Origin of the sequence: Pontibacter pamirensis (assembly GCF_010015475.1) — a bacterium.
Lineage (GTDB): Bacteria > Bacteroidota > Bacteroidia > Cytophagales > Hymenobacteraceae > Pontibacter > Pontibacter pamirensis.
This window is the reverse complement of record NZ_SSNI01000005.1, coordinates 172,609-187,256: the sequence shown is the minus strand read 5'-3', so window position 1 is coordinate 187,256 and position 14,648 is coordinate 172,609. Positions and strand designations below refer to the sequence as shown.

General features: G+C 41.7%; 13 protein-coding genes. 3 read left to right on the top strand and 10 right to left on the bottom strand.

All coding sequences use genetic code 11. From position 1 onward, the window contains the following. Nucleotides 1–112: 112 nt before the first annotated feature. From E1919_RS07000 to E1919_RS06960, 10 genes are all read right to left on the bottom strand, one after another. Entirely contained in the window at nt 113–1,258 is a 1,146-nt protein-coding gene (locus E1919_RS07000; RefSeq protein WP_162052634.1) for a DegT/DnrJ/EryC1/StrS family aminotransferase, read from the bottom strand. Continuing rightward, complete coding sequence (locus E1919_RS06995) at nt 1,255–2,238, bottom strand: NAD-dependent epimerase/dehydratase family protein (RefSeq protein ID WP_202915869.1); 984 nt, start codon at nt 2,236–2,238, stop codon at nt 1,255–1,257. Before E1919_RS06995 ends, E1919_RS07000 begins: the two co-directional genes overlap by 4 nt. Nucleotides 2,239–2,598: 360 nt before the next feature. Continuing rightward, entirely contained in the window at nt 2,599–2,970 is a 372-nt protein-coding gene (locus E1919_RS27320) for a hypothetical protein (protein ID WP_202915868.1), read from the bottom strand. 18 nt (nt 2,971–2,988) lie between these two features. Further along, a complete protein-coding gene (locus tag E1919_RS27315; protein WP_202915867.1) occupies nt 2,989–3,573 on the bottom strand; it encodes a glycosyltransferase in 585 nt (194 codons plus the stop codon). A gap of 10 nt (nt 3,574–3,583) precedes the next feature. Continuing rightward, complete coding sequence (locus E1919_RS06985) at nt 3,584–4,228, bottom strand: acetyltransferase (RefSeq protein WP_162052633.1); 645 nt, start codon at nt 4,226–4,228, stop codon at nt 3,584–3,586. After that, nucleotides 4,221–5,369: a DegT/DnrJ/EryC1/StrS family aminotransferase gene (locus E1919_RS06980; protein WP_237144072.1), complete on the bottom strand. Its 1,149-nt coding sequence runs from the start codon at nt 5,367–5,369 to the stop codon at nt 4,221–4,223. Before E1919_RS06980 ends, E1919_RS06985 begins: the two co-directional genes overlap by 8 nt. After that, nucleotides 5,347–5,850 carry an acyltransferase gene (locus E1919_RS27905; protein ID WP_162052632.1) on the bottom strand — a complete coding sequence of 168 codons (504 nt, stop codon included), beginning with the start codon at nt 5,848–5,850 and terminating at the stop codon, nt 5,347–5,349. Before E1919_RS27905 ends, E1919_RS06980 begins: the two co-directional genes overlap by 23 nt. 6 nt (nt 5,851–5,856) lie before the next feature. Continuing rightward, the gene (locus E1919_RS06970; protein WP_162052631.1) at nt 5,857–6,909 is read right to left on the bottom strand and encodes a Gfo/Idh/MocA family protein; all 1,053 of its coding nucleotides are present in this window, start codon (nt 6,907–6,909) and stop codon (nt 5,857–5,859) included. A 90-nt stretch (nt 6,910–6,999) separates the two neighbouring features. Beyond that, nucleotides 7,000–8,697, bottom strand: a complete 1,698-nt coding sequence (locus E1919_RS06965; protein WP_162052630.1) for a hypothetical protein — start codon at nt 8,695–8,697, stop codon at nt 7,000–7,002. A 21-nt stretch (nt 8,698–8,718) separates the two neighbouring features. Beyond that, entirely contained in the window at nt 8,719–10,353 is a 1,635-nt protein-coding gene (locus tag E1919_RS06960) for a hypothetical protein (RefSeq protein WP_162052629.1), read from the bottom strand. 617 nt (nt 10,354–10,970) lie between these two features. On the opposite strand from E1919_RS06960, the gene E1919_RS06955 reads away from it, so the two are divergent. The 3 genes from E1919_RS06955 to E1919_RS06945 all read left to right on the top strand — a co-directional run bounded on the left by E1919_RS06955 (nt 10,971) and on the right by E1919_RS06945 (nt 14,610). Continuing rightward, nucleotides 10,971–12,362: an undecaprenyl-phosphate glucose phosphotransferase gene (locus tag E1919_RS06955; protein ID WP_162052628.1), complete on the top strand. Its 1,392-nt coding sequence runs from the start codon at nt 10,971–10,973 to the stop codon at nt 12,360–12,362. 365 nt (nt 12,363–12,727) lie between these two features. Continuing rightward, complete coding sequence (locus E1919_RS06950; protein WP_162052627.1) at nt 12,728–12,928, top strand: hypothetical protein; 201 nt, start codon at nt 12,728–12,730, stop codon at nt 12,926–12,928. Nucleotides 12,929–13,182: 254 nt separating this feature from the next. Further along, nucleotides 13,183–14,610: an APC family permease gene (locus E1919_RS06945; RefSeq protein WP_162052626.1), complete on the top strand. Its 1,428-nt coding sequence runs from the start codon at nt 13,183–13,185 to the stop codon at nt 14,608–14,610. Nucleotides 14,611–14,648 lie beyond the last annotated feature (38 nt).

The window sequence follows — 14,648 nt, the reverse complement described above, 5'->3', positions numbered from 1 at the left end:
AAACGAAAATTTCAAAGGTTAATTCCCGAATTCACGTTATCAAAAGTATTTACATCGTTTGCTAAATCATACACAATGTGTTTAAATGTCAGATTCAAGAGGTATTGAATTCCTAAAGTATGATAGCCTTAGGTACAAGTATATTTAAAAAAGTATCAACTACATAAGCAATTTCTTCTTCCTTCATTGGCACGTACAGTGGCAGTATAATAGAGTTATCCTGCAAATCTTCTGAGATCGGCAAATTTATATCTTTTTGAATATTTCTGTAAGCTGTTTCCCTATGAGAAGTCATTATCCCTCTCCTGCTCGCAATTCCTTTATCAAGTAATTCCTGCATAAGGGAGTTTCTGTCCAGAGGGCATTCTTTTTTGAGATATATGCTATAGGACTGATAGTTGCTGAAATACCCCTCTTTCTCTATTGGTAAAAGAATAAAGTCGATATCTTTAAAAGCTTCGTTGTAGGCTGCAGCAATTTTCCTACGCTCCGATACTATCCAATCCAGTTTCTCCAGTTGCTTTATACCTACAGCCGCCTGTATGTCTGTCATACGGTAGTTATAGCCTACCTCTACATGGTCTTCGAAAATAACTTTGTTTGATTCGTGGCGCACCCTGTCATTCACCGACATGCCGTGCTGCCGTAAAAGCTTTAATCTGGTGTAGTAATCCTCTCTGTTCGTGGTAATCATACCACCATCTCCGGTGGATATTACTTTCCTAGGATGGAAGGAAAAACACACGAGTTCCGAATGAAAACCAATCTTATTTTCCTTATATGCAGAACCGGCGGCACATGCTGCATCTTCTATTATTTTTAAATTGTACCTCTCGCACAACCCTTTAAAAGCATCGATATCAGCAGGCAATCCTATCTGATGCACAACCAGAATAGCTTTGGTTTTGTCCGTTATCTTCCTTTCTGCGTCAACAGGATCCAAATTATAGGTTTCTGGCTGCACCTCGGCAAATACAGGCGTTGCACCAACGTATTTGATGGCATTTGCCGTAGCAATGTAGCTCATAGAGGGACAAATGACCTCATCCCCTACTCCGACACCGGCAACTATCATGGAAAGGTGCAGCGCAGTAGTACAGTTAGAAACCGCCACAGCATATTTTGCCATTGTGTAGGCGGCAAACTTTTCCTCAAACTCCTGCACTTTCGGTCCTTGTGTAATCCAACCAGTCAGGATCGTGTCGTAAGCAGCCTGTGCTTCTTCTTCTGTTAAATAAGGTTTTGCGATAGGTATCATATGCTTAGTTCTGTTGCTTTTTTCTTTTCGAAATACCATTGGCTTAGCTCTTGCAAGCCCTCTTCCAGGCTCACTGTTGGCTCAAAACCAAGCAGGTTCTTCGCTTTGCTGTTATCTGCCAACCTTCTGCTTACCGGATTTACAGTGTTTTCTTCTCTGTATTCTGGTTCAAGTGCAGAGTCGTTTACTTTAAGTATGGCCTCCAGGAGTTGCTTCAGGCTTGTTTCTTCACAGTTACCTACGTTGAAGGACTGGTCTGTTACCTCAGAAAGTAGGGCAGCGACATTAGCCTTTGCTACATCCCTCACGTAGACAAAATCCATTGTAGTGCTACCGTCTCCATATATCAGAGGGGCTTTTCCATCGCGGATGCAATCGAGCCATCGTATCATCACTTCTGTGTACTTGCCATCAGTATCCATGCGAGCGCCGTAGACGTTGAAGTAGCGGAGAGCCACGTAGTCGAGGCCATACATAAACTTGAAGCTCCGGAACAATTGCTCCCCCCAGATTTTAGCTCCCCCGTAGAAGGTTTGGTTGTCGTAAGGGTTATCTGTTTCAGGTGTCGGGAAATGTTGCGCCAAGCCATAGACTGAGGCGCTGGAACTATAGATAACCTTCTTTACCTTATGCTTTACGCACAGTTCAGCCAGATCAAAAGTTGATTTCAGCATCACGTCAAAGCCCCCTCTTGGGTTTGCGGCACAGGCATTAATGCGTAAAGCAGCCATATGAAACACATAGTCTGCACCTGCTACACATTTCTCCAGTAGGGCTGTATCTCTTATATCTCCCTGTACAAACTCTACGACAGGATTATCAATAAAGGACTGCATGTTGTCATAACTGCCACGTATGAGATTGTCTAATATCATAATTCTTGCAGGTTGGCTTTTGAGAAGTTCCTCCACTACATAAGAGCCAATAAAACCGGCACCTCCGGTTATTAAAATACTACTGTTCTGAATCTTGTTATGCATGAGCTTGAATGTTTAGACTAAGGACAATGATGCCACTAATAATGAGTATGAAACCGATAAAGGAAAGCATGGATAACCTATCATGAAAAAGATAATAACCGACACCAATCGTCAGAATAAAATTTATGTCTGTAGCGATGGGTATTATCAATGAAAAACTGTTCGTCGAAAGCGCTTTAAAAAGGCAAGCGCTGATAATACGATAAGCAGGAACGCCATAATAAAGGGAAGATTAAGCACTAGCTTTAACCATTCATTTAGAGTTTCTAAGCTCTTACCCTTCAACTGCCATTTGATAAGTGCAGCACCCGAAACGTTGAACGCCGCATATAGCAGGATAAAAAAAATTGTTTTTGTCATCTATTTAATGTCTACAAGTGTTCTTCTATCAGGCACTGTGTCCAGCACTCCTTCTACAATTTCATCTATTACAAACACAGGTCTTTTTCTACTGGCATCAAGGGTACGCCTAAGGTATTCAGCGATAATTCCAAGAGATATATTTGTAATTCCGAAACCAACCATCAGGATAGACAATAGCGCAGGCCAGCCACTTGCCAAATCATCAAACATGACTTTTCTGAAAACAATATATCCTGTCCAGAGAATGCCAAGCAGAAAAAACACTACACCTATAAAAGAAACAAGCCGAATAGGGGCAAACGAAAATGCAACAAAGGAATCAATGAGCAACTTTATTTTTTTTGATAGAGTCCACTTCAATTTTCCCAACAACCTGACACGTTTGTCCTAGGTGATACCGCACTGTTTAAATCCCAAACTCAGAATCTGGATGAAAATCGAAGAGTTATTCTCGACATTATTATCCAGGCATGCCTTTACCTTCTTGCTGAACATGACAACATCAAATCCCTTTTTAGGGAAATTAGGGACAGCATATTTGCGCATCAAGGCAGCATAGGCAGATGAAAACAGCTTTTCGGTTTTTGACACCGCCGTAGAGTTTCTGAAAGCCCAGGTGATATCAACTCCTTTACTCTCCATCTCATCATACAACTGGCTTACCAGTGTAAGTGGGTCCTGAAGATCGGCATACATAAAAGTGATATAGTCCCCTTTCGCCCTTAATATACCTGCTCTCAAGGCAGCATGTGAGCCAAAATTCATGGAAAACCCAATTAACTTGTACGAGTAGGAATGGTGAGGAGCGTTTTTGAGTTTGGCCATGGTATCATCAGAGGATCCATCGTTCACAAAGATTACTTCCGTTGAAAACCTCGTCTCATATTGGAAGTATGAATTTAACTCTTGCACCAAATGATCAATGTTTTCAGACTCGTTGAAAACTGGAATGATGACAGATACCTTAGCCATATAAAATACATTAAAGTACTTCCTTACTAAAATGTGCGTTCAAGTTTCTGGCAGGATTACCTACCATTTTTGAATCTCCTGTAACATTCTTAAGAATGTTACTTCCTAAGCCTATCAGTGATGCATCACCTATACTTATGCCGTTAATGATATTTGTGCCGCTTCCGATGTAGCAGCTGCTTCCTATTATTGTCCCGCCTGCCACCGCCACGTTACTCCCGATTAGGGTGTAGTCGCCCACCACAGCATCGTGATGAATGACTGAATTTGGCAAGACACATACATGATTTCCTATACGGGCATTACTGGTGAGTACCGCACCAGCCATAATCAGGCAATTAGTTCCGATTTGCACATTTCTGCCAATGCATGCATGGGGGTGAATGGCTGTAATAAACCTGCTGCTATTAATGCCAAGTGAGCTGATTATTTCCTCTCTTCTCCGAAAAGAAGTAGGGCTTCCGGGAACCGCCAGCACGTAAATTTCTTTATGTTTCTGCAGGATCTCCCGGGTGTAGATGTCGTACTGGTCAGACTTCTTCAGCGGATCATCATCTACAAAACCAACAAGTTCATATGCATCAAAGCTGATGCAGTCCAGCGCCTCAATTCCGTTGCCATTGAAAGGAAAAACTAGAAGCTTCTTCTTAGGCATTTTTATATGAGTTTAGCACACCAACCACATAATCTACTTCCTCATCCGTTAACTCAGCATACATGGGTAAAGAGAGGCAGTGGCTTGCCAGATACTCTGCGTTAGGGCAATCTCCTTCTCTATATTGTAAGTGCGCATAGGCTTTCTGCAGGTGGCATGGAACCGGGTAATGCAGCCCTGGGTAAATATTGTTTCCGTTCAAATACTTTATCAGTCCATCCCGGTCCTCAGTTGTCACCACAAAAAGGTGATAAATAGATTCTGCCCATTCCGGCTGATGCTGCAGTTGTAAGTGCACATTCTTAACCTCACGCTGATAGCGCATTGCTATGTCTCTTCTGCGGCTGTTCCAGCCTGGCAGGTACTTCAACTTCACGTTCAAAGAGGCAGCTTCAAGTCCACCCATTCGCATGTTATAACCAACCTCATCATGGTAGTAGCGCACCATAGAGCCATGGTTTCTCAGGCTAAGCAGATGCTTGTAATAAGCTTCATTATTTGTTGTAATTCCTCCTGCCTCTCCACAGGCTCCAAGGTTTTTACCTGGGTAGAAACTAAAGCACGCCATTTCTCCAAAACCTCCAACTGGTGTTCCTTTGAATTTGGCACCCTGCGCCTGTGCGGCATCCTCCAGCAGGTACAGATCATGCTTCTTGCACATTGCCTGCAGGGCCTCCACATCAAAAGGCTGACCATATAAGTGCACACCTATGATTGCTTTTGTCTGAGGAGTAATCCTCTCCTCAATTTTAGCTGCATCTATTTGCCACGTGTCGGAGGTGCAGTCTACAAAAACAGGTGTAGCACCTGTGTAAGTCACTCCCCAAGCTGTGGCTATAAATGTATTGGCCGAAACGATAACTTCATCTCCTGCTCCTATACCTAGAGCAAGCAAGGCCAGGTGTAGAGCAGACGTACCGTTGTTTACGCCAACTGCATATCTTGTGCCGCAGAAAGACGAAAAGTTTCTCTCAAACTCCTCCACGAAAGGACCACCAGAAAAAGCAGTCTCTTCATATACCCTCTCGAAAGCTTCGAAAACTTCCTTTTTAATTTGTTGATGTTGACCTTTCAGGTCGAGACAGGGGATTTTTTCCTGTAAAGCTATCACTTCCATATCAGACAACAATTTGTTCAGCATATTTGATTACTTTGGCTGGATTACCAGCCACTACAGCGTTTTCGGGTACATCTTTAGTAACCACAGACCCGGCCCCAATGATGGCTCTTTTCCCAATGCGCACACCACAAAGAATAGTGGCACTTGATCCTATAGAGGCACCTTCTTCCACATAGGTTTCAACGCAACTCCAGTTTTTTTCGGTCTGCAGAGAACCGTTCTCATTTGTTGCCCGGGGAAACTTGTCATTTATAAAAGTTACGTTGTGTCCTACAAATACATTATCTGAAATGTGCACCCCTTCACAGATAAAGGTATGGCTGGAGATCTTACAGTTTTTACCAATTGTGGCTCCTTTTTGAATTTCTACAAAGGTGCCTACCTTGGATCCATCATCGATACTGCACCCATATGCATTCACAAAGTTGTAAATCTTCACATCCTTGCCAAGCTTTACATTGTGCAGACTTTGTTTGCTATTGTCGTTTGTAACTGTATCCATATTTTTTTAAATTAAAACCTCATGATCGTTATGTATAGCTGGTACTGTAGTATCCTGCAGCACAACTTCTCTACCGCAATGCTTGATTGATTTGTTAGAAGCCTCCAAAATCCGGACTACATCCAGACCGAGGTGGCAGGAGGACTTAGGCTGCTTCTTTTCTTGTACAGAGGAAATAAAATCATTGGCCATACCTAAAAGCGCCTCAGTTGTGGCAAGTTTCGGAACATGTATATCTCCTGTTCTATAATCAACTAACACCCGTTTTTTCTCCTCGTCATTTGAATAACTGTAGCCAGTGTCATACACTTTGATTTTTTCTGTCGGCTCCAGGTCGTTGTAAAGAATCATTTTTTGGTCCCCCCCTATGAGCATCATCCTGACCTTTACAGGGCTTGTCCAGGAGCAGTTAAAATGAGCAATAAAGCCAGAGGCATAGTTTACAGTGAGGTAAGCGATATTCTCAATGTTGTTATTGGTGTGGGTAATGCCTGTTGCGTTTATACTATAAGGGCGCTCATCCACAATGTAATTGAGAATAGATATGTCATGAGGTGCAAGATCCCAAAGCACATTGATATCGGATTGAAACAGGCCTAGGTTAATTCTTGTCGAATCCAGGTATTTTATGTTTCCCAACTCCTGACCATCCACCAGCTGTCTCATTTTCTGAACAGCTCCGGTGTATAAGAAAGTATGGTCTACCATAAGCAGCACGCCCTTTTGCTCAGCCAGATTTATAAGTAGCTCAGCTTCCTCCACAGATGAGGTCATAGGTTTTTCAATTAACACATGCTTCCCCTCGGCAAGCGCCTTCCTGGCCAGAGTGAAATGAGTGGAAACCGGAGTGGCTATCACTACAGCGTCAATGCCTGGGTCGTGAACAATCTCCCTTGCATCTTTCACCCCCTTTACAGAAGGAAATTCTTTTTCCAGTTGCTGCAACCGTTCAGGTCGTTCATCTGCCACCGCTTTTACGCAGCAATCATTTGCAGCGTAAAAATTCCTTACCAGATTGGGACCCCAGTACCCATAGCCAATTATTCCTACATTTACCATAGCTCTGTTTTTGTTAGGAGGTTAATGATATAGTTGATTCATCTTATCTTATAATTTTACTTTTTAATGTTTATTTTGTCGGGTAACTCACTATTCTGAATTCAAAGAAATCTTATCGCTCTTTTCCCGAGCATATAGTACGTAGGGGCCATAACTCATTCTTCCTTGAAGAAACCACAGAAAAACTTCCTTGTTTCTTTCTCGAAGCTGAGGGCTTTCTGTACTTCCTTGTTCTTCCCCCACCCTCAGGGAACCGCTATATTTCAGGCCTGACACTGCTAAATCCTTTGAAAGCTCTTCATCAACTGAGCCTTCTGCAAAAACAGCAAAGTCCATCTGAGAGAGGAGTTTATGAAATTTGTCTTTTGGTTGATAGTCGTTCTCCCTTATCCAGTTCCCTTCGCTATCATAACTAAACTGTATGTAGGGTGTATATAATTGCCAACCTAATGATCGTCCTACAAAGTAAAATTCGTAAGTGAAGCCGAGAAAGACCTTATAGTTACCCGGACCGATGGATGAGGCTGCGACATGATAAATTTTGTTTCTATCACGTTCAGTTTTCCCTTCTAGCCCTAGGACTGTTCTAACTAATAGTGAAGTTCCTACTGACCAGAGTGTCACAACACCTAATGCTAATATGCTCACCTTTTTCAACCATCTATTAGACTTGACACTCTCTTTTAGATAAACAAATATCCCACTGCTTAGTGCTACAAAATATGGAATGAGGTACAGGACTCTGAACTCATACACAAGAGAAGCAAATATCATAGTTAAGGTTATGAAAGAGGCTAGTATAAGCCCTTTCTCCCGGTGTACAATAATACCGGCAATTGCAAGCAGCGGGAAAAGCGGGGTAAATGTTTTTACTAAGGCTTTTATTAATTTTAACCAAACTTGGGGATCGAAAAGCGAAAAAAGGCGCTCTGAAAGTGTTTTTGATGAATCTATATTTTGGCTGACCATAGTGGACATGTCACTGAAAATTATCACCAAGTTTTGCCATACTGGTAATAGCAGCAGAATAAACATCGCTACTCCCCCAAAACCAAAATAAAGTGCTTTTGAAGCAAATAACTTCACTTTACCTACTTCTGCATTTTCTGCTTCACCTGATTGAAAGAACTCTAGTACTATGAGTGGATAAAGGAAAACGGCAGAAGGCCAGACTAGTGCTGCCGCAGCAGCGAGTCCACCAGCAGCAATGAAACGCCATTTATTTAAAGAATCACCATCCTTCGCCAGTGTCACTCGCAAAAGCCAGCATGAAGCAAGGCAGAGTGCTACCACCCAGCTATCTACTCTTGCCATACGCTGAGAAAGAACAAAAAGAGGGTCCAGCATAAAAGCTAAACTTAAGCAGAAAGCAACATATATAGGTACTCTCCTTGCTAGTAACCATCCGAAAGCTATAGTTGCTGCGATCATACCACCTATTAGTGATGCAAGTCTTGGCCCCAAACCATTTGTACCACCTATTTGATAACTTATTTCTGCAATCAATGGCCCCAAATAGGACCACAGTAATAGAGGTTTTCCTTCACCTAGCCTCCATGTTACAGACCAGTCGCTGGTAGGATTGAGAGCTAACCTCCCATAATCTGTAATTTGAGCTTCGTCCTGTTGTAGGTGAGGTAATACATCCAGTGTTATTAGTTGGATTACCAAAGCTACAGTCAAAATTAAAACCCATAACAACCAAATCACCTTGATAAATCTACCATCTGTGGCTGTTGAGGATGCTAACTTACCAGCAAATTGATATGGTTTTTGTTTGGTTCGCATAGCATTAAAAATGCTTAACAATTATAAAGTACTAACAGTAGTAAAACTTTGGTGCTTCTCCCTGACGTAGAGCTTATAAGGCCCGTATGGTTTTCGGAAAATTGAATAAAGGTTACGCAATCTGATGTCATTCGTGGTGATGCCATCAAATAGAACTGCAGGTTTGTCGTAGAGGTGAAAAACTCCTTTGTTGAGCCAGCCTTCCTCTATCAACGCCCTATCAATTTCCTTAGTTAGCTGAGGCTCTAACATTATTACATGATCTACATGTGAAAGCACTTGTTTGAGTGTTTCTGGAGTCAGAGGGTTTCCATAGGCTAAGTATGCTCTGTACATTTTCCAACCAAGAGATCTGCCAGGATAATAGAGTTCATAGGGTACATAAACCCTGTATTCACCAGGGCCTATAAGTGACAAGGCAGCTTGATAAACCAACTTCCTATCCCGGTCTGCTTGAGAATCAAGTGCTAGATAGGTACGCACACCTAGGGAAAGCCCAATCGACCAAAATAGAAGTAGTATTAAGCTACTCGTTCTAAGAAACCGAGATGTTTCAATGTTACGCTGTTTTTGAAACAAGCTACTAATGCAAATAATAAAATAAGGAATCAGATATTGAACACGATTAATGTAAACTAGTGTAGAAACCATGAGAGCAAGAACCGCTAGAATGGAGAAGATATAGCCAAATTGCCTATACCTTAAAACCACCATGAAAGCAAGCAGTACCACAAAGGGGCTATATTTGAGCGCACGGACCAATCCTATACTGTTCTGTAATATAGATGTCGGATCTTCTGAAGCCCCTGAATGAGTATTTGTTTTAATACTCTGCAAGGCATTACTGAATTCACCATAGAGTAATTGAGCAATAGGTAATAGAAGTAAAAGAGCTGTTAGGATTCCTCCTATTGTGAAGAGGAACAAGGGTCTGGTTACCTCTTGTAATTTTCCTCTATTACTCCTGATCTTGTTTACCAGGCTAAAAAGTTCCACAGTAATGAGAGGAAATAAAAATACTGCGGAAGGCCATATAAATATGGCTGTACATGCCAAACATCCAGCTAGCAGTAAACGAATAGTCAAGATGCGTGGACTCATTTCGCAAAACCGATGACTGGTATCGCAAAGTATCCAGCAACAACACAGGCATAGCGCCATCGTCCAGCCGTCTAACCTACCGATAGTGAACGCCTGCACTAGTAGGGGGTCCAGTAAAAATACAAACCCAAGCAAAAAGGCCGCTATGCGGTATGTTCCTTTTGTTAGCAACCATCCAACTAACGCCGTAGAGGCTACAAGTGCTCCAAAAAGTGATGACACCCTTGGTCCGTATTGTCCGCCATACTCATAAGTAAACTCTTGCAAAACGGCACCCAAATAAGAAAATAGAATTACAGGCTGCTGTTGATCGACTAGCCAAGTGATAGACCAATCTGTACTCGGGTTCAAAATAATCCTGCCAAGTTCCAATGTTACAAACTCATCAGAATGCAGATAAGGTCCTGTATCCATAGTGGCGATGAAAGTAACGGAGATAACTGATAGCCCAAGTAGCCAGATCCTCCAATACCGCCACGATGTAATGGTAGCCTTAGGTAAGGGTGCTACCATAAAGCCGGAGGAGGATAAAAACATTTTGCTTACAGTCTTCATGCAACTTGGTGCTTAGTAAAAGAAGGAGTTGTAGTTTAATAGATACCCTAAAACACAATTAAATATTTTAATTAAGCAAGTTTTTGCCTTAATAATGTTTCAAGCTTAAATTTTTATTAGTATAAGTATACTTATTACTAAGTAAATATTTATTACAGCTGTTTAACTTCGGTATACTAGGACCTAGCAAAGCAAAATATTAATTTATATATAGGTATAACTAAACATCACTAAAAGATTAAATCTCTTTATAAATCAATAAATTATTTTTATTATAATATTAATTCTTGTATTTGTGTTTTCTTTGTGGCTATGTTCAAGAAAAATATAATATTAATCACTACAAATTATTTTTTTTCAATACTGTAACTCCCTTTACCATTGTTTTTAATGCATTGGCTAATTAATAAACAATAGATGAATCTTACTATTAAAATGTTAGTACAACTTATTGAAAGAACAATTTCTGAAGCAAGCAAAATATTAATAATAATATTTTTATTATAACAAAAAAACATTATTTTAAAATATAAACTTGAATAAAGCAAATATTTCACTAAGTCTCTTATTATTTTATTTAAGTTCGGGTAATATAAAGTTTTCAAATCCTTATAACTATGGCACATAAGTATTCAACCTTGTTCAGGTGGGTAAATGTCGTAGTGGACTATATCCTTTTAAACGGCACGCTCTATGCCTCCTTCCTCATGGCAGATCACTACCTGGTTTGGGTGGATGTGTATGACTATAGACTTACAATTTTACTTCTGAATTTCTGCTGGTTTTTTTGCTCCACTACCTGTGATATCTACAGGAATGTATTGAAGCGTGACGCAGTCCCCACCATGACTGCGAATATTGCTGCTTTGTGTATATTTATATTTTTAGCTAGCGTTATCAAGATACTTCTACCTTACGTTTACATTCCCCCGACCCCTTTTATTTATTATTTTGCTCTTTTTCCTGCTCTTCTACTCTCGTGGAGATTCTCTTTTCTGTTACTAAGAAAGCACAGACGCAAGTTTTGGCTTCACTCTAACAGCATCGCTATTGTAGGAGCAGGCTCTGTAGGTATAGACCTTTACAACTATATCATATCCAATCCTGAGCTAGACTATTTTATAGCAGGAGTTTTTGATGATGATCGCTCAAAAGTACCGCCTTACATCAATTATCTTGGAAAAGCAGAGAAATGTATTAGTTATGCAAGTGCAAACAGAATAAGTGAGATATACTGTGCACTGCCCTACAACGAAAGCGAAAGAATAGAGAATTTATTACAGGAAGCAGATAAACATATGGTACGGCTTAGGTTAGTACCTGATGTTAAAGGCTCCATTCATCATAATTTTTTAGTGGAAATGTTTGGCTATGTACCTGTGCTGAAGCCACGTCAGGAGCCACTGGAAAATAAGGCGAATGAGATTTTGAAAAGATTGTTTGACATCTTCTTTTCATCTATGGTCATCATCTTGATTCTAAGTTGGTTGTTACCTATTCTTGCCTTACTGATTAAAATGGATTCTAAGGGTCCTGTCTTTTTTAAGCAGTTGCGCTCCGGTAAGAATAACAAACCTTTTTACTGCCTGAAGTTTAGAAGCATGACAGTAAACCCTGATTGCGATAGCTTACAGGCAAGCAAAGGCGATGCCCGGGTTACAAGAATCGGAAGGATTTTGCGGAAGACCAGTTTAGACGAATTTCCCCAGTTCATAAATGTTTTGTTAGGGGATATGTCTGTCGTTGGTCCTCGGCCTCACATGTTAAAGCATACCCAGGACTATTCTCAACTGATAAACAATTACATGGTGCGGCATTTTCTTACACCCGGCATTACAGGCTGGGCACAAGTTAACGGGTTTAGAGGCGAAACAAAAGAAACAACCGCTATGTTAAGCCGTGTGCAGGCAGACCTCTGGTACCTGGAAAATTGGTCTATACTACTTGACATTAAAATTATTTTCCTTACAGTCTGGAATGGCTTAAGGAATAACGACAATGCCTATTAACCTTCAGTAACAAAGCTGACATAACAAGCCAGCCTCTCTTCATTGTTATGGGTCCTAAAAACTGCAAGACAAACATCAGTATTACATCCGGGAAGTTGGCTAATCGTGCTTTAATACTTTGTGTCGAAGCATCAAAGACACTTTTTTAAGAGCAGCCTCACTTTTTTGATTTTTTATACCACGCGCCCGAAACAGCCATATCACTACCAAAGGCAGTACAAACTATCAACACTTAAAAAAGGGAGTATTATATCTTTATTATGCTTTAACTCGTAACTCATATATATTGTATATATATTGTAATATTAACCACCTCGGTTTATAACACGAGGAAATAAACAAATGTGAGACTTAAACAAAAAAACATGAAAAAGCTATTTTTTGCAAGTGCCGTTCTTCTTGGATCAATGAGTATGTACTCTTGCGATGGCGGTGGAACTACCACTGAAGAAGGTACTGTAGTAGATACTGATACGACTGTAACTGAATTGGAAGTTGAGAGAACAACCATGGAAGTTGATACTACCATGGACACAGAAACTGAAACTATTGAATTAGAGGACTAGAACCATTAAGACATATCTGATGGTATTTTTATAAAATTTACATAAGTAAACTACTTGATCAAGGGTGGTAGAGCACACGGAGCTTATTGTAGCTTTAGATGCTCCACCACCCTTGATCAAGTAGTCTGTAAAGCTGTTTTCATAAAAACCTGACCACAACTTGCATCCCCTTGCTTCTTAGCAGGATAGCCTTTCCTTTATTCAACTAGCCCATCATGGTAAACGTATGAGAAATTCATTCCTATACCACACCCATGCAGGAGAAACAAAGTCTTACAGAAACAGAGAAGCAGCAGGAGGTAGCAGGCAACAAGCTTAGTGAAGGCAGCGGTGATGAGCCGAAAGCCACGCTGAGCATGATTGATGCCATAGCAGTTATTGTTGGTATTGTGGTAGGGGCAGGTATATTTAGAACCCCGTCGCTGGTGGCGGCCAACACCGAAAGCAGCACCTGGTTTCTCCTAACCTGGCTCATGGGCGGTGCCGTCTCTTTTATTGGGGCACTCTGTTATGCCGAACTCACCACCACCTACCCCCATACCGGCGGCGACTATCATTTCTTGAAACAGGCGTTTGGCAGGCGGCTTTCTTTTCTGTTTGCATGGGCACGGATGAGTGTTATTCAAACAGGCTCTATTGCACTGCTTGCCTTCATCATTGGGGATTACTTGGCGCAGATTTACAGCATGGGCGAATACACCTCTGCCTTGTATGCCGTGTTGGTGGTGGTAGCCTTAACAGGAATTAATATTTTAGGAGTAAGTGTGGGAACAGGTGCCCAAAAGCTCCTGATAGCGCTGGAAGTGCTGGGGATTCTGATCATTCTGCTGGCTGGCTTTTTTTTCGCACCGGCGGAGGCAGCAACGGCAGTTGCAGCGCCTGCTTCTGAACAAAGTAGCTCCTTAGGCTTGGCTATGGTTTTCGTGCTGCTCACTTTCGGGGGGTGGAATGAGGCAGCCTATATTTCGGCAGAGCTAAAGTCCGGGAGCAGAGGCATGGTGAAGGTGCTGCTGTTAAGCATCCTGATTATTACATCCATTTATGTGCTCATCAATCTGGCATTCCTGAACGTGCTGGGGCTAAATGGCATAGCAGCATCCGATGCCGTTGCAGGAGACCTGATGCGGTATACATTTGGAGAGGGAGGCGTTGTGCTGATTGGGTTGATCGTAACGATCGCGGCACTTACGTCTGCCAATGCCACTATCTTTACTGGCGCCCGCACCAACTATGCCCTGGGCAGAGACTTCAGAATCTTCAGCGCACTAGGTAAGTGGAATTCGCAGACATCCTCTCCGGCAAATGCTTTTATGGTGCAGGGTGGCATAGCACTGGCGCTGATAGGTTTGGGAATCTTTACGCGGAACGGCTTCGAAACGATTGTAGAATACACCGCACCGGTATTCTGGCTGTTTCTATTCCTGATCGGTATCGCGCTCTTTGTTCTGCGGAGAAAGAACCCTCAATTGGAACGCCCGTTTTCTGTGCCTCTATACCCAATCACACCTATCATCTTCTGCCTTACCAGTGCCTACCTGTTTTATTCCAGTCTGGTATATACTGGGTTGGGAGCCCTGGTAGGAGTAGCTGTTCTGCTTGTAGGTGCCCTGCTACTGCTTGCCCTGCCAAAGCTAGATAAGAAGCTTTCCGTAAAGCCAACCATTAACAAAGCCAACTCCTGATCAAAAGCTCCTGTCCGAGGTGATGCCCTTTCTATATC